This is a genomic window from Streptomyces sp. NBC_01244 (assembly GCF_035987325.1).
Lineage (GTDB): Bacteria > Actinomycetota > Actinomycetes > Streptomycetales > Streptomycetaceae > Streptomyces.
Genome location: NZ_CP108489.1, coordinates 122,839 through 145,040, shown reverse-complemented (window position 1 = coordinate 145,040; position 22,202 = coordinate 122,839). Strand labels below are relative to the sequence as shown.

Genomic DNA, 22,202 nt, shown 5'->3' with positions numbered 1-22,202 from the left:
CCCGTGGAAAACAACGCTTCGTCAGATGTGCGGTCCGGGCGGGACCTGCGGATCGTCACGCGCAGCCGCGCCGACAACTGGACCAAGCCCCCGCGGCGCATCGAGACGTCCGAGTGCATCACCTGCGACACCTGCCTGCGCAGCTGTCCCGAAGAGTTCGGCGCGATCTTCGACCGCGGGCTCGACGTCGTGATCATCCCCGAGCTGTGCTCGGGCTGCCCCCGTTGCGTCCTGGAGTGTCCGGTCGACTGCATCTATGTCGACGAGGACTGGACGCCCACCGACGACGCGATGTGGAGCCACATCGCACTCACCGGGGAAGGTGCCGCATGACCGCGCCCGTAGACCGCGAAGGCTCCCGTAGAGCCGCCAACGCCCGCAAGCGCCAGAGCCGGCGGCCCAGCCGCCTTGGCCTGGCCGCCGGCGCCACGCCCAAGCCGGACCGGGTGCGCGAGGAGGACGCCGGGTTTCCCGGGCTGTTGGCCCGGGTGTGGCGCAAGACCTCGGCCGCCGCCGACATGCGCTCGGCCCTGGACACCCTGCTCACGCTCGACGGACACGTGCCCGCGGAGGTCCAGGAAGGCGGTCTGCGCACCGCGGACGCCGCCGCGCTGAAGGTCGTCGCCGGCCTGTCCGCGGACGTCCGGGAGCCGGCCGGAGCCGTCGCCGACCCCACCGAGCACGCCGAGCCCACCGTGTTCCTCGGTGAGATCGGCCTGACCACCGGCGGCCGGGTCGTCGTCCGCGTCCCCTCCCAGCAGCCGCTCGCCAAGCAGCACACGCTGGTCGCCGGCGTGCTGCGGGTTCCGTGGACCCAGCGGCACCTGGACGAGTACCGGCGCGAGGTGACGACGGCTCAGGAGCGGTTCGACCGCTACACGGCCGACAGCCGCCGCTGGCTGGCGGAGCAGGGCCCCGAGGGTCGTGAGGCGCTGCTGGCGCAGCTGACCGAGGGCGCGCAGCGCACCGCCCCGTTCATGCTCTACATCGAGGACAAGCAGTACACGAACTTCCGCGACACCAACACGGTCGTGGGCAAGACGCTGTGGCCGGGCCACCCGGACTGCGTGTTCGGCAGCCTGGCCGGCCTGCCGCTGGACCTGTGGTCGGACCACGACGCCCTGCTGGTCGTGGGCATCAGCCTGCTCATCCGCTCGGCCGGGTACGGCCGCATCGAAGAGGCCAACGGCTCGCAGCTCACCCCGGACAACGTGAGCCGGCTGCTGGAGCACACCCGCCGCAACTACAACGGGGCCCTGGGCGGGGAGCGGATCCCCGCGGCCGGTCCCGACGCGGGCATCGACGCGCTGATGGCCCTGGCCACGGCGCTGGGCACGCACCGCCCCGAGGTGACCCGCACCGCCCAGCTGTACCGCGAGATCCACGGCGCCCTGATCCACAAGGTGGAGCGGGTCGCGGCCCCGTACGGCGAGGTGGCCGCGGACCGGGACCGGCAGGTCACCGACCACTTGCGCGCCACGCTGCCCGTGGCCGGCGACCGGCTGGCCGAGCTGCGGCTCGCCGACGACACCGACCCGGCCTGGCTGGCCCGGCCCCACGGCGAGTTCGGCACCGGTCTGGAGGCGGTCGTGTACGAGGCGGTCGCCGCGACCACCGCCGCGTTCGGGGCCGACTTCTCGATGAGCCGGGGCATCCGGTCGCTGCCCGAGCTGGTCCGCGCGCTGCGCGCGGAGGCCTGGGACGAGATCAGTTCCTGGGGCATCACGGACTTCTTCTGCTGCGTGGTCCCCGCGCAGGAGGCCCGGCGGCACTACGGCGACTCGCTCGCCACGCTCGCCGACACCGCCTGGGCGATGTCCTCGCGCATGCAGTACAACTCCTGGCACTTCATCGCCGGCAACCTGCCGCGGACCCAGAAGGTGCTGGAGCGCGACCACTTCGTGCCGCCCACCATCCCCGACATCGCCCACTTCTCCGACCAGCACCACCACGGGCACGTCAACAACATGGTGCGCTTCACGATCCGCAGCCCCCAGTCGGTCGAGGTGTGCGGCCGGCCCTTCAACGGGTTCATGGACCTGCGCATCGTCCGCGCCGACGGCGAGCCGTACACCGAGCAGGAGATGCTCGCGGCGCACCAGGTGGCCGCCTTCATCGCCCGGATGACGCAGCAGGCGGCCGTGCTCGCCGAGCAGGGGGAGCAGGCCGGGGTGACGGCCTTCGACTCGGCCTGGCACTGGACGTCCGTCACCGGCACGCCGGTCGAGGTCGCGGCCGGCCCGGAGCCGGCCCGGCCCCGGGTCGCCTAGCCGGCGCCCCGCGGGCCGCCCGCGTCCCGGGGCGTCCCCGGGTACCGACGGGCCGGCCCCCTGACCACCTGCTTCGCCTCCTGACGCCCCCTGTCGGCCTTCTCGAAAGGACGCTCCCCGTCATGTATTCCAGGTCATGGTCGGCCCCTGCCGTGGAGGGCAGCGTCGGGAGCCACGCGTTCGTCGCCGAGCACGGGCTGTGGGACGACGCCCGGCTGGCGGCCGCCGAGCAGATCGAGGCGGGGCTGGACGGAATCGACCTCGTCCGTCTGGTGTGGGGCGACCCGCACGGCCTGGTGCGCTCCAAGACCCTGACCGCCCGCACCTTCCGCGGGGTGCTGCGCAACGGCATGAACTACAGCCCCGGCCCGTTCCTGAAGGACACCGCCTGCACCACGGCGGTGGACTACCGGGGCGAGCACGGCACCGGCGTCGACGAGATCGCCGGCCTGGGCAACTTCGTGCTGGTGCCCGACCCGCTGACCTTCCTGGTGCTGCCCGGCGAGGGGGCGCGCACGGCCTGGGTGATCGGCGACGAGTACCTGCGCGACGGCCGCACCCACCCGCTGTCCTCGCGGCACGTGCTGCACCGGGTGCTGGACCGCTACGCCGGCCGCGGGCTGACGCCCGTACTCGGCCTGGAGGTCGAGTGGTACCTGGCGCGGCGCCTGGACGACGAGCCGGGCAACGAGGGCAACGGCTTCGGCCTGCAGGGCCCGGCCCCGAGGGTGGCCGCGATGAACGCGGGCTACCAGTTCAACCTGGACGCCGCGTACGACACGGTGGCCCCGGTCACCGACCCGCTGGCCCTCGCCCTGCTCGGCCTGGGACTGCCCGTGCGGTCGATGGAGCACGAGATGGGCCCCGGGCAGGTGGAGACCACCTTCGACCCCATGTCGGCGCTGGACACGGCGGACGCGATGCTGTTCTTCCGCGTCTTCACCAAGCGCTGGTGCGCGGCCCGGGGCCTGCACGCCTCGTTCATGTCGCAGCCGGCGATCGCCGGGGCGGACCCGAGCGGCTGGCACCTGAACCAGTCCGTCCTGGAGACCGCCACCGGCCGCAACGTCTTCGGCGCCGAGGGGCTCTCGGTGGGCCTCTCCCCCACGAGCAAGGCGTACGCCGAGGGCCTGCAGGACTGGCTGCGCGACCTGTTCCTGCTGTCGGTGCCCACGGTCAACGGCTACCAGCGCCTGGGCACGCAGCACGCCCTGTCCCCGACCCGGGTGGGCCTGAGTCTGGAGTCGCGCACGGCCATGCTGCGCGTGGTCGGCTCGGGGGCCGGAGCACACATCGAGAACCGCATCGGCGAGCCGAGCGCGAACCCGTACCTGAACGTCGCCGCCCAGCTCTTCGCCGGCCTCGAGGGCCTGGACGGGCTCGCGGGGGGCGCGGCCGACGGGCCCCGCGAGGGCTCGGACACCGTCCCGCAGTCCCTGCGCGAGGCCCTGGAGGCCTTCCGCACCGGGCGCGCGGCCAAGCTGCTCGGCGACCCGCTGACCGCCGTCCTCACCAAGCTCAAGGAGAGCGAGGTGCGCCGCTACGAGGCCTGGGCGCTGGGCGCGTCCCCGGCGCCGGGCCAGGTCACCGAGTGGGAGCAGCGCGAGTACTTCGCGGCCTTCTGACCCCGCGGCGGCGCTGCACCGTCACGACGACCGGACCGTTCCCCACCCGACGAAGGCCTCTGATGATCCCTCGTTTCACGCTCCCCGAGATGGCGGCGCTCCTCTCGGACGAGTTCCGCTACGAAACCTACGTACGCGTCGAGATCCTCGCCACCGAGGCCCAGGTCAAGCTGGGCCGGGTGCCCGCCGAGGTGCTCGACGACATGCGCCGGGCGCCCGTCCCGACGCCGGAGAAGGTCATCGAGATCCAGCGGCAGCGCGACCACGAGGTGCTGTCCTTCCTGGCCGCCTACTGCGAGGACATGCCCGAGTCCTCGGCCCGCTGGGTGCACGTCGGCATGACCAGCTACGACCTGGTCGACACCGCCCTCGGGCACATCCTGGCCCGGGCCTGCGACGTGCTGATCGCCGCCGTGAAGCGGCTGCGCAAGGTCCTCACCGACCGGGCCGCCGAGCACTGGGGCACCCCGACCGTGGGCCGTACGCACGGCATCCACGCCGAGCCCACCACCTTCGGCCACAAGCTCGGCGGCTTCGCCTTCGCCATCGACCGCTCGCTGGCCCGCCTGGAGGCCGCCCGCGAGGCCGTCGCCGTGGGCACGGTCTCGGGCTCCGTCGGCACGTACGCGCTGATCGACCCGGCCGTCGAGGGTTACGTCTGCCAGGAGCTGGGCCTGGGCATCGAGCCCTGCCCCAGCCAGGTCGTCGCCCGCGACCGGCACGCCCAGCTCATCCAGGCCGTCGCACTGCTCGGCGCCTGCGTCGAGCAGATCGCCCTGGAGTTCCGGCTGCTCCAGCGCACCGAGGTCCGCGAGGTCGAGGAGCGCCGCACCTCCGCGTACCAGGGCTCCAGCGCCATGCCGCACAAGGCCAATCCGTCCGGCAGCGAGATGCTGGTCGGCCTGGCCCGGCTGCTGCGCGGGTACGCCACGACGGTCCTGGAGGACGTCGCGCTGTGGCACGAGCGGGACATCGCCCACCAGGCGGTGGAGAAGGTCGTGCTGCCCGACGCGCTGACCGTCGCCCACTTCCAGGTCACCAGGGCCGCGGACATGATCGAGAACCTGCGCGTGGACACCGGACGGATGCGGGCCGGCATCGACCACACCAACGGCCTCGTGTGGAGCTCCTCCGTGCTGGTGGAGCTCCTGGAGCGGGGCGTGGAACGGGAAGAGGCCTACCGCGCCGTCCAGGCCGCCGCCCGGCGCACCGCCGAGCAGGGCGAGAACTTCGCCGACGCGCTGCGCGCGGAGGGCATCGAGACGGCCCCCCGCAGCCCCGAGGACTTCCTCGTCAACCACCACGTCATCCACAGCCGGCTGGAGGAGCTGCGCGAGCAGGCGGGCTGAACCGCCGGGCGACCGCACTTCCCCCGACCCACACCACCACCGGAGTCAGAGCATGAACTGGGCCGAAAACGCCGCCACCCGCCTGGAGAACGACCACGTCCTGTTGACCCCGCTCGGCGAGGCCGACCGCGAGGGCATCCGCGCCGTGGCCATGGACCCCGACATCTGGCGCTACTTCACGGTCGTCGTCGGCGACGAGGCGGACTTCGAGACGTTCTTCGCCTCGAACCTCTCCGAGCACGCCGCCGGCCGCCGCGCCGTCTACGTGATCCGGGACAAGCAGACCGGCCGGGTCGCGGGCAGCATGAGCCTGCTGAGCTTCGCCGAGAAGGACCGCCGACTGGAGATCGGGGCCTCCTGGCTGGGCCACGACTTCCGCGGCCAGGGCATCAACCACTGGGCGAAGCTGCTGCTGCTCCAGCACTCCTTCGAGGTGCTGGAGGCCGAGCGGGTGGAGTTCAAGACGGACGAGCTCAACGTCCAGGCCCGCAGGGGCCTGCGCAACATCGGCGCCACCGAGGAGGGCACCCTGCGCTCCTTCAACTACATGCCGGGTGGACGCCGCCGCGACGCGGTCTTCTACAGCATCCTGCGCGCCGAGTGGCCGCGGGTACTCGACGCCCTCTCCCGGGGCCCGAAGAAGGTGGCTGCCTCCGCATGAGCGTCGCGTACGTCAAGGCCGTCGGCACCCCCTTCGAACTGGGCCGCGCCCACGGGGCGGCCCTCGCCGGCCCGCTGCACGCCTTCCTCAGCGACGGCATGGCCCGGCTCGACCACCTCGCCGACGGGCCGCTGACGCTCAGGGGGCTGCTGCCGTCGATCTCCGCGTACCGGACGGAGATCACGGCGGCGGCCCCGGACCTGGCCGAGGAGGTCGCGGGGCTCGCGGCGGGGGCCGGGATCTCCGAGGACCAGGCGTGGCTGCTGCAGCTGCGCCGCGAGGTGATGGGGTACACCGGCATGCCGAGCGCCGGGGACTGCACGGGGTACTCGCGCACCTGGCCGTCGGGCCGACCGGTACTGGCACAGACGGTGGACCTCAACGCGTACGTCGACAGCCACATCGCCGTGCTGTCGCTGGCCCGGGCGGGGGCGCCCCGCCGGGTGACGGTGCTCAGCTTCGCGGGCATGCTCGGCTACCTGGGCATGAACAGCGACGGGCTGGCCATCGGGGTGAACCTGACGACCGACGGCCAGTGGCGGCCGAGCCTCACCCCCTACCTGGCCATCCGTCACCTGCTGGACGGTGCCGGAAGCGTGGACGAGGCCCTGGAGATGCTGGCCGGGATCACCCTGTCCAGCTCGCGGAACCTGATGCTGTGCGACCGGCGGCGCGCGGTGTACGCGGAGGTGTGCGGGACCGAGCTGCGGGTGACCGAGCCCGCCTCGCGGGAGGCCGTGCACACCAACCACTTCCTGCACGCGGACTTCACCCCGCTCGACCGGCAGTCGGCGCCCGACCGCGTCAACTCCGACGCGCGGCTGGAGTCCGTGACGAAGGGACTGACCCGCATCGGCCCGGTGGCCACGGTGGAGAGGCACTTCACGGTGCTGTCCCGGCCGCCGGTGTGCATCCCCGACCACGGGATCTACAGCCTGGAGAGGACGGTGGCCTCCGTGGTCATGCTGCCCGGGGTGGGCGAGATGCACCTGCGGGCCGGCGACCCGAACCACGCCACCACCGAGGTGTTCTCGGTGTAGGGGGCTCCGGCGGCGTCAGGACCGGCGGGCGTCCGGGCGGACCCTGGACCGGCGCTGCACCAGGATTCGACCGCGCACCGCTAGCGTCGGCGCGGGAGGCGGCCGACCCGGTCCGGTCTCGCCACGACCCCCGGGGGCGGCATGAGTCAGGTTCAGGCGCAGGCATTGCCGGAGCACCAGACGTCCGCTCCGCACCCCGAACACGAGGGGGCGCGGGCCCGCGCGCTGGTACGGGAGCCGCGGCCGCCGCGCCCCGGATCCCCCGGCGCGTGGCCTCCCGGCCAGCACGCTCCCGGCCAGCGGAGCCCCGTCCAGAGCGTGCCCGGACCGGGCGCGCCCGGTCAGACGTCGCCCCGCGACGGACTGGGCGGGGCCGCCCCCCGGCAGGCGCCCGCCGTCTCCGGCCGGCGCATCCTGGTCGTGGGCGCCGACACCGGGGACGGGCTGTCGCACCAGCTGCGCCGGCACGGCCACACCTGTACCAGGGCGGCCCTCGGCGGCGCGGCCCTGCAGACCTACGGCAGCGCCGACCTCGTCCTGCTCGACCTCGAACTGCCGGACCTGGACGGGCTGGAGGTGTGCCGGGCGATCCGCTCGGTCAGCCGGGTGCCGCTCATCATCGTCACCTCCCGCGAGTCCGAGATCGACTGCGTGCTCGGCCTCCAGGCGGGCGCGGACGACTACGTCACCAGGCCCTTCGGGATCCGCGAGCTGATGGCCCGGATCGAGGCCGTCATGCGCCGCACGCAGTGGCAGCCGGCGGCCGCCGCGGGCCCGGCCCAGGAGATCCGGCACGGCCGGCTGCGCATCGAGGTCGGCTCCCGCGAGGTGACCGTCGACGGCACGCCGGTCATCCTCACGCGCAAGGAGTTCGACCTGCTGTGCCTGCTGGCGCAGCATCCCGACACCGTCGTCCCGCGCAGGCAGCTGCTCCAGCAGGTGTGGGGCGACTCCTGGTCGCGCCGCACCGTGGACACCCACGTCAGCAGTGTCCGCGGCAAGCTGGGGGACCCCGGCTGGATACTCACCGTCCGCGGCGTCGGCTTCCGCCTCGGCACCGTCTGAGGCCGGGGTCCCGCCCGACGCCGCGGTCCGTCTGACGCCGGGGTCCCGTCCTCAGAACACGCAGGCGGTACGGGCGACCGCGCTCTCGGGCGCCGGCGGCGAGGCGGCCGGCGCCTGGTCGGCCGGTGCACGGTCGGCCGGTGCACGGTCGGCCGGTGCACGGTCGCCCAGTGCCCGGTCGACCAGCGGCCCGGCCGCACCGGTGTAACCGGCCGGGTCGAGCAGCGCGGTCAACTCCGCGTGCGTGAACACCCCCCGCAGCTCCTCGGACTCCGCCAGTACGTCGGCCAGCGGGCGGGCCGTCTCGGCCGACCGCAGCGACGCCCGCGTCAGCAGTTCCTTGGCGGCCGCCTTGCCCAGCCTCGGGGCGAGCACGGCGGACACCCGCTCGGAGACGAGCTGCCCGCCGGTGGCCTCCAGGTTGACCGCCATCCGCTCGGGGCTGACGGTGAGCCCGCGGACCAGCTCCACGGCGGTGTGCGCGGCCCCGCCGGTCAGCCGCAGCGCCTCGCGCAGCGGCTGCCACTCGGCGTGCCAGACCCCCGCCGACCGCTCGTCCTCGTGCGGCAGGCACTGGGCGAGTACGGCTGCCAGCGCCGGGACCTGGAGGGCGGCGGAGCGGATCAGCGTCGAAAGCACCGGGTTGCGCTTGTGCGGCATCGCCGAGGAGGCGCCCCGCCCGGCCACCGCCGGCTCGGCCACCTCCCCGATCTCGGTGCGGGCCAGCACCAGCACGTCGGCAGCGATCTTCCCCAGTGCCCCGGTGGTGTGCGCGAGGGCCGCGCCCAGGTCGGCGACCGGGGTGCGCAGCGCGTGCCAGGGGAGCACCGGTGCGGCCAGCCCGGTCTCGTCCGCGAAGGCGGCGACCAACTCGTCCAGGACGGCCGCCGGGTCGGCGCCGTCGCCCGCGTACTGGAGGTAGCCGGCCAGCGTGCCGGCCGCGCCGCCCAAGGAGACGGGCAGGCCGCCCCCGGCCAGCCGCTCGAGCCGCTCGGCGGATTCCAGGACCAGCTGGCGCCAGCCCGCCGCCTTCAGCCCGAAGGTGGTGGGTACGGCGTGCAGGGCGAGGGTGCGTCCCGCCATCACCGTGTCCCGGTGGTCGGCCGCCAGGCCGGCGAGGGCCTCGGCCACCGCCCTGAGGTCCGCGGCGATCAGCCGCAGGGCCCGGGTCGCCACCAGCATCGCGCCGGTGTCGAAGACGTCCTGGCTGGTGGAGCCGCGGTGTACGTACTCGGCCGCCTCCGGCGAGCGGGCCGCGACCCGCGCGGTGAGCGCCGCGACCAGGGCCACCACCGGATTGGCGGTCTCCCGCGAGGCCAGCGCCAGCTCCCTGGTGTCGAAGTTGGAGGCCCGGGCGGCGGCGGTGATCACGGCGGCCGCCGCGGGCGGGACCGTGCCGCACCGCGCCTGGGCGCGGGCCAGCGCGGCCTCGGCGTCGAGCATCGCCTGGACCCAGGCGTCGTCGGCGACGGCGGCCTCGACGGGAGTGCCGGCCCGGACCGGGGACAGCAGCCCCGTGTCCGGGCCGACCAGGTGGGCGGCGGTCCGGCTCATGCGACCGCTCCCGCACCCGCGTTGCCGGACAGCGCCGGCCCCGCCGCGACCGCGGGCGCCTCCGGCAGCCGCAGCGCGGGGCGCGGCTCCGGCAGTGCCAGCACCGCCGCCGCGATGGCGTCGGAGTCCTCCAGCGTCACCGAGCCCACGCCCGGCCGGATGCCGGCCGCGGTCACCCAGTGCACGGACTCGGTGGGCACCCCGTACGCGAACCGCCTGAGGTGTGGCACCCCCTGCCCCTGGAGCAGGTGGTACGGGCGCTGCGAGACGGCCAGGCCGCCGGTCTCGTAGGACGAGCCGTCCGCGCCGGCGATGCGGTGGGTCCGGGCCTGACCGGTGCTCAGCAGCCGGTACATGAGCGGATCGGCGGTGCGCCGCACGTCGATCTCCGGCAGCCGGGCCTCGATCAGCACCGTGGCCCGCACCCGCAGGTCGGGCATGTCCGGGGAGGTTCCGGCGAAGGCCGGGCCCGCGGGGTCGAGGGGGTCGGTGACCACCCGCAGGCCCGGTCCGGTCACGTCGAGGATGCCCGCGTCGATCAGGGCGGCCATCTCCTCGATGCGGGAGGCCGGCGGACCGATCGACAGGAAGGCGTTGAGGGGCGTGTACCAGCGGTCGAGCTCGTCGCGGTGCGAGTCGGCGTCGAGGCCGCCGTGGTCGATCGCCAGGCGCAGCTCGTTGCGCAGGTCCCGCAGCAGGTCCAGGGCCGCCTTGAACGGGCCGCTGACGTTGCCCTCCCGGGCCCGGCGCACGTCCTCGTCGAGGTAGCCGCGCAGCCAGCCGCGGAAGGAGGCCAGGTCCCGGAAGACCTGCTCGCCGTACGGCCGGGCGACCGTGTCCCAGTCCCAGCGCTCGTCGTCGGCGAAACCGGCCGCGGTGAGCACCGCGTCCTCGGCCCCGTCCTCCCCCGCCCGCAGGAACGCCTCCGCGAAGGCGGCCACCGCGGCCGGCTCCGCGCGCCGCGCGAGCAGCGCCTCGTAGTAGACGGTGCGCACTTCCTTGGAGATCAGCGGCCACAGTTCGGTGCCGAAGCGGATCGGCTCCCCGCCCCGCACCCGGGCGCGCAGGGCCGCCACGAAGTCGGTGGTCAGCAGCCGCGGGTGGTAGCGGCCGTGCGCGCCCTTCTCGTTCTCGCCGCGCGCCTGGTACGGCACGCCGCGGCGGGAGCCCGCGTACAGCCGCGGCTCGCGGCCCGAGGGGCGGTACACCAGGCGGCCGCCGACGCGCTCGAACAGCCCGCCCCGGGCGTGCGTGAACAGCGCCATGTAGTCGAAGAAGTTCAGGCCCAGGCCGCGCAGCAGCACCGTCTCGCCGGGGGCGATGGCGGACAGGTCGACGTCCGCCGGGTTGCTCGGCGCGATGTAGGTCAGCCCGTGCCGGGCGGCGTACGCGGTGAACTCCCGCTCCCTGTCGGTCGGCCGCACCTGTACGTGGCCCTGCGCGAGCACCACCGCGCCCAGGCCCGTCAGCCGGGTGCCGTCCTCCAGGAGCACGGTCTGCGCCCCGCCGGGGCCGGCGCCGGGCTCGGCGTCCTCCAGGGCCACGGCACGCGAAGGGTGCACGCGGATGGTGGTGTGCGCGGCCGCGCTCGCGGTCACCCGGCCGAACACCCAGTGCAGGTACTGGCCGTACAGGGCGCGGGTGGGGTAGGTGTCCGGCCCCAGGTCCCGGGCCTCGGCGAGGGTCTCGTCGTCGTACGGCGCGCCCGCTCCGGGCGTCAGCGCGCTGGGGCCCAGCGCCTTGGCCCACTGGTACAGGCTCGGGCCCTCCTCCAGCGGCCCTTCGATGGCCACACTGGCGTCGGTGTAGACCGTCACCTGACAGGCGACGGTGTTCATCAGGAGGTGCCGGGACTGGGAGGACCGCCAGACCCGGCCGGAGCCGGGCGGGTCGGGTTCCACGATGTGCACGGTCAGCTGGTCCCAGCGGGGGGACTTCCGCTCCTGTGCACAGAGTCGTTCCAGTACGGACAGCCCGCGGGGTCCGGCGCCGACAAGGCACACTTCCATACGTCCGCTACTCACGAAGCACTCCGCTCAGGAGACGGGGGACGGCTGGACCGCGGCGCCGCAGCGTCGGCCCCGCCGGTGTGCCGGCCCGGCCTGCTCCCCGGGGGTCAGGGTGGTGTCCGCCAACCGTCGGTCCCGCCGCTCAACCAGGGCTCGGATACGAGTGGAAGACCGGTCCTGGACCGGTTTCGGACGCCTTCCGGACCGGTCGAAAACGCGTACGGGCGCCGTGACGCGCGAAAGCACCCCCCGCTCGGGGCGGGGGGTGCTCTCGGGCCGGACCCGGCTGACGCCGGTACCCCGCGCGCCGCGGACGCGGCGGCGGGGAACTCCTCAGGCGGCTCCGAACCAGCGCTCCAGCGCCTCCTGGAGGTCCGCCTCGTCCGGGGCGGCCCAGGCGATGTAACCGTCGGGGCGGACCAGCAGCGCGTGCGGGGCGTCCGGGGCGTACCCCTCGCCCTCGGCCCAGTCGCCGGTCACCGTGTCCACCCGGTCGCCCCAGCGCGCCGCGGTGGCGCGCAGCGCCTCGGAGTCGGCCGCCGCGGGGGTCACGAAGAGCACGCCGCGGGCCGGCCCCAGCAGGTCCCGGACGGTGGCGGGGCTGCCGTCCGTGAGCTTGAGCGGGGTGTCGGGGCGCAGCCGCAGGCCGAGCCGCGGGTGGCTCCCGGAGCCCATGTCGTAGCGCACGTCGAGGCCGGAGACCTGGCCGGCCAGGTGGCGGGCCACCGCGACGTCCTGGACGAGTTCCTGCATGACCGCGCGCAGCGGCTCCATCTCCTCGCCGGAGAGGTAGAGCTTGGTCTGGGCGCGGGTGTTGCGCATGAGCAGCTCCCCGACCGGGTGCCGCTCGGACTGGAAGGTGTCGAGCAGGCCTTCGGGCGCCCAGCCCTTGAGGGTGGCCGCGAGCTTCCAGCCGAGGTTGACCGCGTCCTGCACGCCCACGCTCATGCCCTGCGCGCCGGCCGGCATGTGGATGTGGGTGGCGTCGCCGGCCAGGAGGATCCGGCCCTTGCGGTACTGGGCGGCCTGGCGGGTGGTGTCGGTGAAGGAGCTGACCCAGCGGACCTCGGCGTCGTGCAGGTGCTCGCCGGTCATCTCCTGCCAGGCGTCGGCGATGGTCTCGAAGGTGAGACCGCTCTTGTCCTCCGGCGGGCGCAGCGACTCGTTGTGGATGACGATCCGGTGGACGCCGTTCTCCAGGTTGAAGGCCATGACCATGCCGCCGGGCACGCGCTCGCCGATGGGGCGCTGGCGTACGTCCGCCCCGACGATGTCGGCCATGTACATCCCGCGGGTGGGCTCCCAGCCGGGGAATTCGATGCCGGCGAGCCGGCGGACGATGCTGCGCGCCCCGTCGCAGCCGACCAGGTAGTCGGCGCTCTCCTCGCCGCGGCCGGCGGGGCCCTCGTACTCGACGACGACGCCGTCCTCGGTCTCGCGGAAGCCGAGCACCTCGTGCCGGCGGCGCACCTCGACGCCCAGCTCCTTCAGCCAGCCCTCGAGGATCTCCTCGGTGCGGAACTGCGGGATGCCGCGGACGCTGAAGTGGTTGTCGTCCAGCTTGGAGAAGTCGATGTGGACCCCGCCGAAGTGGCCCTGGGCCCATTCGACGTCGCCGAAGCGCGCCAGCAGGCCGCGCTGGTCGAAGACCTCGGCCGCGCGGCGGGTGAAGCCCACGCCGCGGGACTCGCCGCTGGGCGCGGGGAGCTTGTCGAAGACGACGACGTCCACGCCGCCCAGTTTCAGTTCACCGGCGAGCGTCAGCCCGACCGGCCCGGCGCCGACGATGATCGCGCCCTTTGCCATGTCCTACTCCTCAAACGTCAAAGCTGCCGCGCATGGGGCAGCGCCAGGGTGTCGTACGACGGGCCGTCAGACGGCTGCGGGCGCCCCGAACCAGCGGGTGAGGGCGGCTTCGAGGTCGCCGCCCGCCGGAGCCACCCAGGCGATGTAGCCGTCGGGGCGGACCAGCACGGCCTGCGGGGCGTCGTGGTGGTCGGCCTCCTGGTCGGCCCAGGCTCCGGTGATGACGTCCACGCGGTCGGCCCAGCGGGCGGCGAGCTCGGCCGGGCCGGTGTCCCCGTCCGTGACGATGAGCACGCCGCGGCCCGCGTGCAGGAGTTCGGCGACCTTCGTGCGGCTGCCGTCGGCGCGCTCGACGGCCCGGTGCGGGGCCAGTCGCAGCCCCAGGAAGGGGTGGCCCTCGGCGCCCACGTCGTACTTGATGTGCAGGCCGGAGACGCGGCCCGCGAGCCGGCGGGCGGCCTCGGGCAGGGTGACGAGTTCGCGCACGACGGTGCGCAGCGGCTCCATCTCCTCGCCGGCGAGGTACAGCAGCGACATGGAGTGCACGTCGCGCATCAGCTCCTCGCCGATCGGGTGGCGCTCGGCGTGGTAGGTGTCGAGCAGGGACTCGGGGGCCCGGTCCCCGAGCACGGCGGCGAGCTTCCACCCGAGGTTGACGGCGTCCTGGAGACCGACGCTGACGCCCTGGGCGCCGAGCGGGGCGTGGTCGTGGGCGGAGTCGCCGGCGAGGAAGACACGGCCCTTGCGGTACTCGGCGGCCAGGCCGGTGGCGTTGGTCAGGGCGCACATCCAGGAGGCGGAGGCGCCGTGGATGTCCTCTCCGGTCAGGCGCTGCCAGGCCTCGGCGAGCTCGGAGAACTCCAGCTCGCCCTCGCCGTGGTGGGGGCGGACGCCGGCCTCGTGGATGACGATGCGGTCGACACCCGGCTCCAGGGTGACGGACAGCACCATGCCGCCGCCCGCGATGCGCTCGCCGATGGGCCGCATGCGCACGTCCGCGCCGACGACGTCGGCCAGGTACATGCCGCGGGTGGCCTCGTCGCCGGGGAAGTCGATGCCGGCCAGGGTGCGCACGGTGGACTTGCCTCCGTCGCAGCCGACGACGTACGTGCCGGTGGCCTCGGTGTACCCGTCGGGGCCCTGGAAGCCGAGGAGCACGCCGTCCTCGGTCTCGGTCAGGGTGGTCAGCTCGTAGCCGCGGCGCACCTCGACGCCCAGGTCGGCGACCCAGCTGCCGAGCGCGTCCTCGGTGACGGACTGGGCCAGGCCCATGACGCCGAAGTGGCTCTCGTCCAGGAGGGAGAAGTCGATGCGGATGCCGCCGTAGTGGCCCTGCTTGCCCCAGCGGATGTCGCCGAGCCGGTCGAGCAGCCCGCGCTGGTCGAGGACCTCCGCGGTACGGCTGGTGAATCCGAGGCCGCGCGACTCGCCGCTGGGGGCGGGCAGCTTGTCGTAGACGACGACGTCCGCGCCGCCGAGCCGCAGCTCACCCGCGAGCATCAGACCGACCGGCCCAGCGCCCACGATGATCGCGCTCTTTGCCATTTTCGATTCCTCCATACAGACGGTTGATCAACAGAGAAGACCAGGGGGGTCGCAGGGCGGTGCAGCGGGACCGCAGGATCGCTCAAGCGATCCTTGAGGTCGGTTCCTCACCCCGCGCGAGGCGGCTGCCGGTGCGCGGTGCGCGGCGGGGCCGCCACCGGGGCGGTGGAGGCGGTGGTCACGGCAGCTCCTTCAGGCCGTGCTCCGTCAGCAGATCGCGGGCGAAGGCGAGTTCGGCGGCGATGGCGTCGACGAGCTGCGCCGCGGTGCGCGGGCGCAGGGCGGGCGGCAGCGCCTGCCAGGCGTAGGTCTCGACTTCCAGGTGCCCGGTCAGCGCCCGTTCGCCGCCGACCAGGTGGGCCAGCGCCTCGTTCAGGACGGGCAGGGTGGCGGTCAGGGGCGCGGCGGGGGTCGCGTGCAGCGGTACGTGGAAGAGGGCGCGCCAGGGCCCGGTCTCGGGCAGGGCCCCGCCGGCCAGGGCGGGGCCGAGGTCGTCGGTGCCGCGCAGGCCGTCGGCGGCGGGGCTGCGGGTCTGGTGCAGGAACCGGGACTCCCCGTGGGCCCCGACGGCCGCGAGGGCCGCGCGGACCACGGGGCGGTCGGGGTGCTCGGCGTGCAGGGCGGCCGACAGCTGGCTCTTGACCACCGGGATGCCGGCCGCGGCCAGGGCGGCGAGCGCGGGCCCCGGTTCCTCGAAGGAGGTGGCCAGGTGGCAGGTGTCGACGCAGACGCCGATCCGGTCGTGGCCGATGGCCCGCAGGGGCGCGATGGCCTCGGCGGTGGTCTCGAGGGCGCAGCCGGGTTCGGGTTCCAGGGCGATGCGGATCGAGCGGCCGGTGGCGTCGGCGAGGTCGTCCAGGCGGCCGCCGAGGTCGGCGAGGGCCGTCCGGGCGCGGGCGGCGCGCTCGTCGTCGTAGACGGTGCGCCAGGCCAGCGGGAGGGTGGAGATCGTTCCCTCGGCGGCGTCCTCGGGCAGCAGGGCGGCGAGTATCCGGGCGAGGGCGAGGGTGTGCTCGTACCGCTGGGCCTGGGCCCAGTCCGGGCGGTAGACCCGGTACTTGACCCGTTGGCCGCCGAAGCCCTGGTACGGGAATCCGTTGAGGGTCACGACTTCCAGACCGCGCCGGTCGAGTTCGCCGCGCAGGGCGGCGAGCGCGCGGGGGGTGGCGTCGAGGTCGCGGACGGTGTCCGCGGCCAGCCACAGCCCGATGCCGAGCCGCTCCAGGCCCAATCGACGGCGTACCGGCTCGCCGTACGCACGCAGCCGGTCGAGGAGCCCGTCGAGGGTCTCGGCCGGGTGCACGTTGGCCGAGTACGAGAGGTGGACGGTGGTGCCGTCCCGGTGGAGGAAGCGCACGGGCCTACACCTCGGCGGGGGCCGTGGCCCGCTCGGGCGCGGCGCCGGCCGGGGCGTCCTTGAGCCACACGCCGGTCCGGTCTCCGGCAAGGGGGGGCGCGGTACGAACGGACACGGACGGCCTCCAGGGGCGTCGGAGTGCGCAAGGCGATGCCGGGCCAAGGATGCCGAGTACTTCGTCCCGGACGAACCGGTCTCCGGCCCGCGTCGAGCGGGCGCCGAGCAGAGGCCGAGCCGTTCTGGGCCCGCCGTCCGGCGGCCGTGCCGCGGGACCGGCGCATTCGGGGGCCGGCGCGAAGGGCGAGCGGAACGCGAGGGGCGTGCGCAGCCTTCCGCCCCGCTCCAGATGCGTCCGAGCCGCGTTCCAGGGCGGGTCCATCGCCCCTCCCTACGGTGGCGGGACGGGTCCCTTCCGGCGGTTGGGACAGATTTCTCGCTCTTCTGCCATGGAGGAAACTCATGCCCGCTGTGCCGCCCCCCGAAGTCGTCCGCGCCGCGGAGAAGACCCGGGCGGACCTGCAGAAGCAGGTCCGGGAGCTGGCCCCGCCCCCGTTCGCCCTGCTCGAACTGGCCATGGGCTCCATGGTGACCCAGGCCCTGTACGCCGCCGCCGAACTGCGCGTGGCCGAGGCCCTGCAGGGCGGTCCGCGACCGATCGAGGACCTGGCCGCGGAGGTCGGCGCGCACGCCGAGGCACTGGGCCGGGTGCTGCGCCTGCTCGCCTCCCAGGGCGTGTTCACGCGCCAGGACGACGGCCTCTGGGCGCTGACCCCGATGGCCGACGCGCTGCGCGCCGACCACCCCATGACGATGCGCGACATCTGCGTGCTGATGGGCCACCCGACGCACTGGGACGACTGGAACGGTTTCCTGGACGCGGTGCGGACCGGCGAGCCGAGCCTGCCGAAGCGCCGCGGGATGGGCGCCTTCGAATACCTCATGCAGAACCCGGAATACGGTGCGGTGTTCATCGGCGGCATGGGGAACATGTCCGGCACCGAGACCGTGCCGGTCGTGGCCGCGTACGACTTCTCGCAGTTCGGCACGGTCCTGGACTTCTGTGGGGCCAACGGCGCGCTGCTGGCCGGCATCCTCAACAGTGCGCCCGACACCAAGGGCATCCTCTCGGACCCGCGCGTCGCCGGGAACGGCGCCGCGGAGTTCCTGGAGGCGCAGGGCGTCGCGGACCGCGTGACCCTGGCCGACGGTGACCTGTTCGCCCCGATGCCGTCGGGCGCGGACGCGTACGTCCTCAAGCACATCGTGCACGACTGGCCGGAGGAGCAGGCCCTGCAGATCCTCCGGAACGTGCGCGCCGCGATCAAGCCGGGCGGCAAGCTGCTGCTGGTGGAGATGGTGGTCCCGGAGGAGGGCGACGCGCCGCACTCCGGCAAGCTCGTCGACCTGTGGCTGCTGCTGCTCGTGGGCGGCAAGGAGCGCACCCGGTCGCAGTACGCGGAGCTGGTGGCGAAGGCCGGCTTCAAGCTGGAGCGGGTCGTGGAGACCGCCGCCGCCGTCTCGGTCGTGGAGGCCGTCGCGGTCTGACGCACCACCCCCTGAGCAGCCCCGGTTCCGCGTTCTCCCCCGTCGCGGAGCCGGGGCTTTCCGCGTGCCCGCCCCGTACGTCGCCCCCGGTGCGCGGTGCGCCGTCCGCGGTCGGCGGTCGGCGGTCCGCGGTCCGCAGGGCAGGACGGACCCGGCCGCGGACGCGGGAGAGCCCCTGCCCCGCCGGTCGGCCGGCGGGGCAGGGGCTCGGGCGCCGCTCTGAGGGGGTCAGGCGGAAGCGGCTCCCAGCCACCGCACCAGCGCGGCCTCGAGCCCTTGCGCGGGCTCGCCGGCCCAGGCCACGTACCCGTCGGGACGGACCAGCAGGGCGGGGACGCCGGCCAGTACGTCCGGGCCGTCGACCGGCTTGGCGGACACGGTGTGCACGTCGAGGCGGCCCTGCCAGCCGGCTGCCGTGCGGCGCGTCCCGGCATCGTCGGCGAAGTCGAGCAGCACGGCCCGGCCCGCGTGCAGCAGCCGCGCGGTGCGCTGCTCGCCCTCCGCGCCGACCAGCAGCCGCGGCGGCATCCGGCGGCCGACCAGCGGGTGGGCGTCCTCGCCCGCGCCGAGGTCGTAGCGGATGTCGAGGTGGCTGACCGCCCCGGCCAGGTGCCGCTTGACGTCGTCGTACCGGACCAGTTCGCCGAACAGCTCGCGCAGCGGGTCCGACTCCGCGCCGCCGAGGAAGACGATCCCCTGGGCGCGGGTGTTGGCCAGCAGGCGGCGGCCGACCGGCCACCGCTCGGCGTGGTAGGTGTCGAGCAGCGCCGCGGGGGCGTCGCCGCGGACCACTGCGGCCAGCTTCCAGCCGAGGTTGGCCGCGTCCTGCACGCCGGTGCTCAGACCCTGGCCGCCGGCGGGCAGGTGGATGTGCGCCGCGTCGCCGGCCACGAACACCCGGCCGCGCCGGTACTCGGAGGCCTGGCGGGTGGCGTTGGTGAAGGAGGACACCCAGTCGGCGCCGCCGTGCGAGATGTCCTCGCCGGTGATGGTCTGCCAGGCTTCCGCGACCTCCTCGAAGGTGACGGTCCGTTCGCGGTCGTGCGCCGGCCGGCCGTCGGGGCAGACGATGATCCGGTCCACGCCCTCGGCGAGCGGGGCCGCCATCACCATGCCGTTGTTCAGGCGCTCGCCGAGGAACCGCGGCCGCAGGGCACAGCCGGTGACATCGGCGAGGTACATGCCCTGGGTGGCGTCGGTGCCGGGGAACTCGAGGCCGGCCGCCTTGCGGACGCGGCTGGAGCCGCCGTCGGCGCCCACCAGGTACGCGGCGCGCAGCCGCTGCTCGTCGCCCTCGGGCGTACGGACGGTGATCTCGACGTGGTCCCCGTCGAGGAAGCCGTCGGCGAGCGAGACGAACTCCCAGCCGCGCCGGATGTCGGTACCGAGTTCGGCGGCCCACCCCTCCAGCACGGCCTCGGTCTGCCCCTGCGGGATGCCGCGGGCGCCGAAGTGGGCGTCCTCGAGGACGGTGAAGTCGAACTGCGCCCCGCCGAAGTGCCCCACGGGGCTGGTGGCGAGGGTCTCGCCCTGCCCGAACCGGGGCAGCAGCCCGCGCTCGTCGAACAGCTCCATGGCACGGGCGGTGAAGCCCAGGCCGCGGGACTGCCCGGTCGGCTCCGCCAGCTTCTCGATCACGACGACGCGGGCTCCGCCCAGGCGCAGGTCGCCTGCGAGCATCAGTCCGGTCGGGCCGGCGCCGACGACGATGACGTCGGTGTCCGCCGCTGTCCCTTCGGTGCCTTGCATGGGGTGTCCTTCCTAGCAGTGAGAATCACTGGAGACTGGGTGGTGAGTGGGTGTGCGGCGGGGTGCGGACTTGCTCGTGGGACGCACGCGTGGGGGGAGTGCGCACGCTCAGGGGGTCGGTGGGCGGGCCGGGCCGAACCATCGGTCGAGCGCCTCGGCCAGTCCGTCGCCGTCGCCGTCGGCGGACCTGCCCACCCATGCCACGTGGCCGTCGGGCCGTACGAGAACGGCCCCCGGCTCACCGGGGAGCGAGCCGGGCTCCGGGTCGCCGACGACCGTGGTGACCCGGTCGGCCCAGCCTGCGGGCACCCGTACGCCGGTGCCGTCCAGGTCGAGCAGCAGACCGCCGCGGGCGCGCAGCAGCTCGGCAGTGCTGCCGTGGTCGCGCCCGCCGGACCGCACGACGGTGTGCGGCAGCCGGGCGCCGAGCAGCGGGTGCGCGGGGCCGGGCACCGGGTAGCGCACGTCGAGTGCGCTGATCATCCCGGCCAGGTGGGCCCGTACGTCCTCCAGGCCGGTCAGCTCGACCACCAGCGTGCGCAGCGGCTCCACCTCGGGGCCGCCGAGCAGCAGCAGTGCCTGGGCCTGGATGTTCGCCAGGACCCGGCGGCCGACCTCGTGCCGCTCCTCGTGATAGGTGTCGAGGAGGCCCTCGGGAGCCTGCCCGCGCACGGTGAGCGCGAGCTTCCAGCCGAGGTTGAAGGCGTCCTGGAGACCGAGGTTGAGGGCCTGGCCGCCGACCGGCATCTGCCGGTGGGCGGCGTCCCCCGCGAACAGGACGCGCCCGTGCCGGTAGGAGGCGAGCTGCCGGGAGGCGTCGCCGAAGGAGTTCACCCACAGCGGGGTACCGCCGCTGATGTCCTCTCCGGTGACCCGCTTCCAGACGGTGGCGACCTCCTCGAACGAGGCGTCCGCGGTCCGCGGCCCGGCCGTCGAGCCGAACTCGTGGACCATGACGCGGGTGACGCCCTTGTCGTTGCGCCAGGCGATGGCCAGCCCCCGCTCCAGGCGCTGGAAACGCCGGTTGGGGATGTCGATGCCGTCGACGTCGGCCCGCAGCAGTTCCCGGCCGGCGTCGTGGCCGGGGAAGTCCACCCCGGTCAGCCGCCGTACGGTGCTGTCCTCGCCGTCGCAGGCGACCAGGTAGCGGGCGCGCAGCCGCAGGACTCCGTCCCGGCCGACGGCCTCGGCCTCGACGTACGGGCCGACCTCGCCGGCGGCGACCAGTTCGTGGCCGCACCGGATGTCGACGCCGCGCGCGATCGCCCACTCCTCCAGGACCGCCTCGGTCTTGGTCTGCGGCACCTTCCACTGGCCCGGGTGGGTGCTGGGCAGCGTGAGGTCGAGCGGGAGGCCGCCGAAGTGGCCGTTCGGCTCGTTGGGCGGCGTGCCGACGTCGGGCAGCAGGTCCCGCGCGTCGAGGATCTCCATGGTGCGGGCGTGCAGGGTGGAGGCCCGGGACTCGGTGGAGGGGGCCCTGCGCTGCTCGACCACGACCACGTCCACGCCGCCGCGGGCCAGTTCGGCGGCGAGCATCAGCCCGACGGGGCCGGCGCCGACGACGAGCACCTCGGTGTCGAGCCGGTCCGGGCGGCCCGCGCCGCCCGGTGCCGGCTCGCCGGCGCCCGTTCCGGGATCGGGCGTCATGCTCAGGAGGCCTTCGACTCGGCGTGGGCCTTCGCGTACGCCAGGGTGGCGGAGCTGTTGGTGGACAGCGCCGTGTGCACGTACGTGCGGGCGTCGGCGACGGTGGCCTGGTCGCCGAGGATGCGCGCGATGTTCTCCGTGTTGATGGTGACGGTGTGCTGCGAGGACGCGGACGTGCCCTCGTCGCTCTCGGTGAACGTCCACTCGCCGGTGTGCAGGGTCATCAGCGCCGGCAGGGTGACCTGCTTGTAGGCGATCTTGTCGTGGGGGAAGATCACCCGGTACGACTTGGTGGTGTGCACCGAGCCGTCCTTGGCGCGGGTGTCCATCTCCAGCTCCTGCAGGCCCGGGGTGTCCTCCTCGAGGCGCACCACGGCCACGTGCGGGAGCCGCTCGGCCCACAGGTGGGCCTCGTTGATGAAGTCGAACACGTCCTTGGCGGAGCCCGCGATCTGGACGGTGTCGGTGAACGAGAAGGTCAGCTCCTCGGTCTCCGCGGCGTGCGCCGCCTCGACGTTGACCTTGAGCGCGGCCAGCTCGGAGGTGCTGTTCTTGTCCACCGCCTGCTGGATCCACAGCAGGTCGTGCGGGTCGTCGTTGACGGCGCTGTAGTCGTGCAGCAGCCGGACGCGGGACTGCGCCTCGCCGAGCGGCTCGATGATCCAGGTGCCGCCCATGTGCTTGACGGGCTCCGCCGGGACCTCCTGGCGGAAGGTGATGCGCAGGCCCTCCGGGTCCAGGGTGCGGCGCGAGGTCCAGTTCTTCGGCTGGCCGTTGGCGGTCGCCCAGATCCGGATCTTCTCCTCGGCGCCCTCGGCCTCGACCCGGTCCACGTGGATGGTGGGCGGGAAGATGCGCGGCCAGTTGGTCACGTCCGCGAGCAACTGGTACACGGCGGCGGCCGGGGCGCCGACGGTGATCTCGTGCTCGACCTCACGCGTGGTCATGGCGGGTTCTCCTCAGGTGGTGTTCGGTGGGTG

The 22,202-nt window shown here is 74.1% G+C and carries 16 protein-coding genes; 8 read left to right on the top strand and 8 right to left on the bottom strand.

Annotated features, from left to right (window positions below; translation table 11 throughout):
* Nucleotides 1-3: 3 nt before the first annotated feature.
* From OG247_RS43045 to OG247_RS43015, 7 genes are all read left to right on the top strand, one after another.
* Complete coding sequence (locus tag OG247_RS43045) at nt 4-333, top strand: 4Fe-4S dicluster-binding protein (protein WP_327257955.1); 330 nt, start codon at nt 4-6, stop codon at nt 331-333.
* Complete coding sequence (locus tag OG247_RS43040) at nt 330-2,270, top strand: hypothetical protein (protein WP_327257954.1); 1,941 nt, start codon at nt 330-332, stop codon at nt 2,268-2,270. The genes OG247_RS43045 and OG247_RS43040 overlap by 4 nt, the downstream gene beginning before the upstream one ends.
* Before the next feature lie 122 nt (nt 2,271-2,392).
* Nucleotides 2,393-3,895, top strand: coding sequence for a glutamine synthetase family protein (locus OG247_RS43035; protein ID WP_327257953.1), 1,503 nt, complete (start codon nt 2,393-2,395; stop codon nt 3,893-3,895).
* Between the two features lie 62 nt (nt 3,896-3,957).
* Entirely contained in the window at nt 3,958-5,244 is a 1,287-nt protein-coding gene (gene purB / locus OG247_RS43030; protein WP_327257952.1) for an adenylosuccinate lyase, read from the top strand.
* Nucleotides 5,245-5,296: 52 nt separating this feature from the next.
* Entirely contained in the window at nt 5,297-5,905 is a 609-nt protein-coding gene (locus OG247_RS43025) for a GNAT family N-acetyltransferase (protein WP_327257951.1), read from the top strand.
* A complete protein-coding gene (locus OG247_RS43020; protein ID WP_327257950.1) occupies nt 5,902-6,945 on the top strand; it encodes a C45 family peptidase in 1,044 nt (347 codons plus the stop codon). The genes OG247_RS43025 and OG247_RS43020 overlap by 4 nt, the downstream gene beginning before the upstream one ends.
* A 141-nt stretch (nt 6,946-7,086) precedes the next feature.
* Nucleotides 7,087-8,010, top strand: coding sequence for a response regulator transcription factor (locus OG247_RS43015; RefSeq protein WP_442813697.1), 924 nt, complete (start codon nt 7,087-7,089; stop codon nt 8,008-8,010).
* A gap of 51 nt (nt 8,011-8,061) precedes the next feature.
* On the opposite strand, the gene pcaB is transcribed toward OG247_RS43015, so the two are convergent.
* The 5 genes from pcaB to eboE form a co-directional block, all read right to left on the bottom strand.
* Nucleotides 8,062-9,564, bottom strand: a complete 1,503-nt coding sequence (pcaB, locus tag OG247_RS43010; RefSeq protein ID WP_327257949.1) for a 3-carboxy-cis,cis-muconate cycloisomerase — start codon at nt 9,562-9,564, stop codon at nt 8,062-8,064.
* Complete coding sequence (locus tag OG247_RS43005) at nt 9,561-11,588, bottom strand: FAD/NAD(P)-binding protein (protein ID WP_442813696.1); 2,028 nt, start codon at nt 11,586-11,588, stop codon at nt 9,561-9,563. Before OG247_RS43005 ends, pcaB begins: the two co-directional genes overlap by 4 nt.
* Before the next feature lie 318 nt (nt 11,589-11,906).
* Entirely contained in the window at nt 11,907-13,379 is a 1,473-nt protein-coding gene (locus tag OG247_RS43000; RefSeq protein WP_327257948.1) for an FAD-dependent monooxygenase, read from the bottom strand.
* A 66-nt stretch (nt 13,380-13,445) separates the two neighbouring features.
* Nucleotides 13,446-14,924, bottom strand: coding sequence for an FAD-dependent monooxygenase (locus OG247_RS42995; RefSeq protein ID WP_327257947.1), 1,479 nt, complete (start codon nt 14,922-14,924; stop codon nt 13,446-13,448).
* A 178-nt stretch (nt 14,925-15,102) separates the two neighbouring features.
* Complete coding sequence (gene eboE, locus OG247_RS42990; RefSeq protein ID WP_327257946.1) at nt 15,103-16,281, bottom strand: metabolite traffic protein EboE; 1,179 nt, start codon at nt 16,279-16,281, stop codon at nt 15,103-15,105.
* A 459-nt stretch (nt 16,282-16,740) separates the two neighbouring features.
* On the opposite strand from eboE, the gene OG247_RS42985 reads away from it, so the two are divergent.
* Entirely contained in the window at nt 16,741-17,826 is a 1,086-nt protein-coding gene (locus OG247_RS42985) for a methyltransferase (RefSeq protein ID WP_327257945.1), read from the top strand.
* 228 nt (nt 17,827-18,054) lie between these two features.
* Here the strand turns inward: OG247_RS42985 and OG247_RS42980 are convergent, their stop codons facing one another.
* The 3 genes from OG247_RS42980 to OG247_RS42970 all read right to left on the bottom strand — a co-directional run bounded on the left by OG247_RS42980 (nt 18,055) and on the right by OG247_RS42970 (nt 22,169).
* Complete coding sequence (locus tag OG247_RS42980) at nt 18,055-19,575, bottom strand: FAD-dependent monooxygenase (RefSeq protein ID WP_327257944.1); 1,521 nt, start codon at nt 19,573-19,575, stop codon at nt 18,055-18,057.
* Between the two features lie 108 nt (nt 19,576-19,683).
* The gene (locus OG247_RS42975) at nt 19,684-21,222 is read right to left on the bottom strand and encodes an FAD-dependent oxidoreductase (RefSeq protein ID WP_327257943.1); all 1,539 of its coding nucleotides are present in this window, start codon (nt 21,220-21,222) and stop codon (nt 19,684-19,686) included.
* Between the two features lie 2 nt (nt 21,223-21,224).
* Nucleotides 21,225-22,169 carry an aromatase/cyclase gene (locus OG247_RS42970; protein ID WP_327257942.1) on the bottom strand — a complete coding sequence of 315 codons (945 nt, stop codon included), beginning with the start codon at nt 22,167-22,169 and terminating at the stop codon, nt 21,225-21,227.
* Nucleotides 22,170-22,202 lie beyond the last annotated feature (33 nt).

Bases quoted from the DNA above. Each gene is read 5' to 3' on its own strand.
- OG247_RS43040 (WP_327257954.1), top strand. From the start codon at position 330: ATGACCGCGCCCGTAGACCGCGAAGGCTCCCGTAGAGCCGCCAACGCC.
- OG247_RS43035 (WP_327257953.1), top strand. From the start codon at position 2,393: ATGTATTCCAGGTCATGGTCGGCCCCTGCCGTGGAGGGCAGCGTCGGG.
- purB (WP_327257952.1), top strand. From the start codon at position 3,958: ATGATCCCTCGTTTCACGCTCCCCGAGATGGCGGCGCTCCTCTCGGAC.
- OG247_RS43025 (WP_327257951.1), top strand. From the start codon at position 5,297: ATGAACTGGGCCGAAAACGCCGCCACCCGCCTGGAGAACGACCACGTC.
- OG247_RS43020 (WP_327257950.1), top strand. From the start codon at position 5,902: ATGAGCGTCGCGTACGTCAAGGCCGTCGGCACCCCCTTCGAACTGGGC.
- OG247_RS43015 (WP_442813697.1), top strand. From the start codon at position 7,087: ATGAGTCAGGTTCAGGCGCAGGCATTGCCGGAGCACCAGACGTCCGCT.
- pcaB (WP_327257949.1), bottom strand. From the start codon at position 9,564: ATGAGCCGGACCGCCGCCCACCTGGTCGGCCCGGACACGGGGCTGCTG.
- OG247_RS43000 (WP_327257948.1), bottom strand. From the start codon at position 13,379: ATGGCAAAGGGCGCGATCATCGTCGGCGCCGGGCCGGTCGGGCTGACG.
- OG247_RS42995 (WP_327257947.1), bottom strand. From the start codon at position 14,924: ATGGCAAAGAGCGCGATCATCGTGGGCGCTGGGCCGGTCGGTCTGATG.
- OG247_RS42985 (WP_327257945.1), top strand. From the start codon at position 16,741: ATGCCCGCTGTGCCGCCCCCCGAAGTCGTCCGCGCCGCGGAGAAGACC.
- OG247_RS42980 (WP_327257944.1), bottom strand. From the start codon at position 19,575: ATGCAAGGCACCGAAGGGACAGCGGCGGACACCGACGTCATCGTCGTC.
- OG247_RS42975 (WP_327257943.1), bottom strand. From the start codon at position 21,222: ATGACGCCCGATCCCGGAACGGGCGCCGGCGAGCCGGCACCGGGCGGC.
- OG247_RS42970 (WP_327257942.1), bottom strand. From the start codon at position 22,169: ATGACCACGCGTGAGGTCGAGCACGAGATCACCGTCGGCGCCCCGGCC.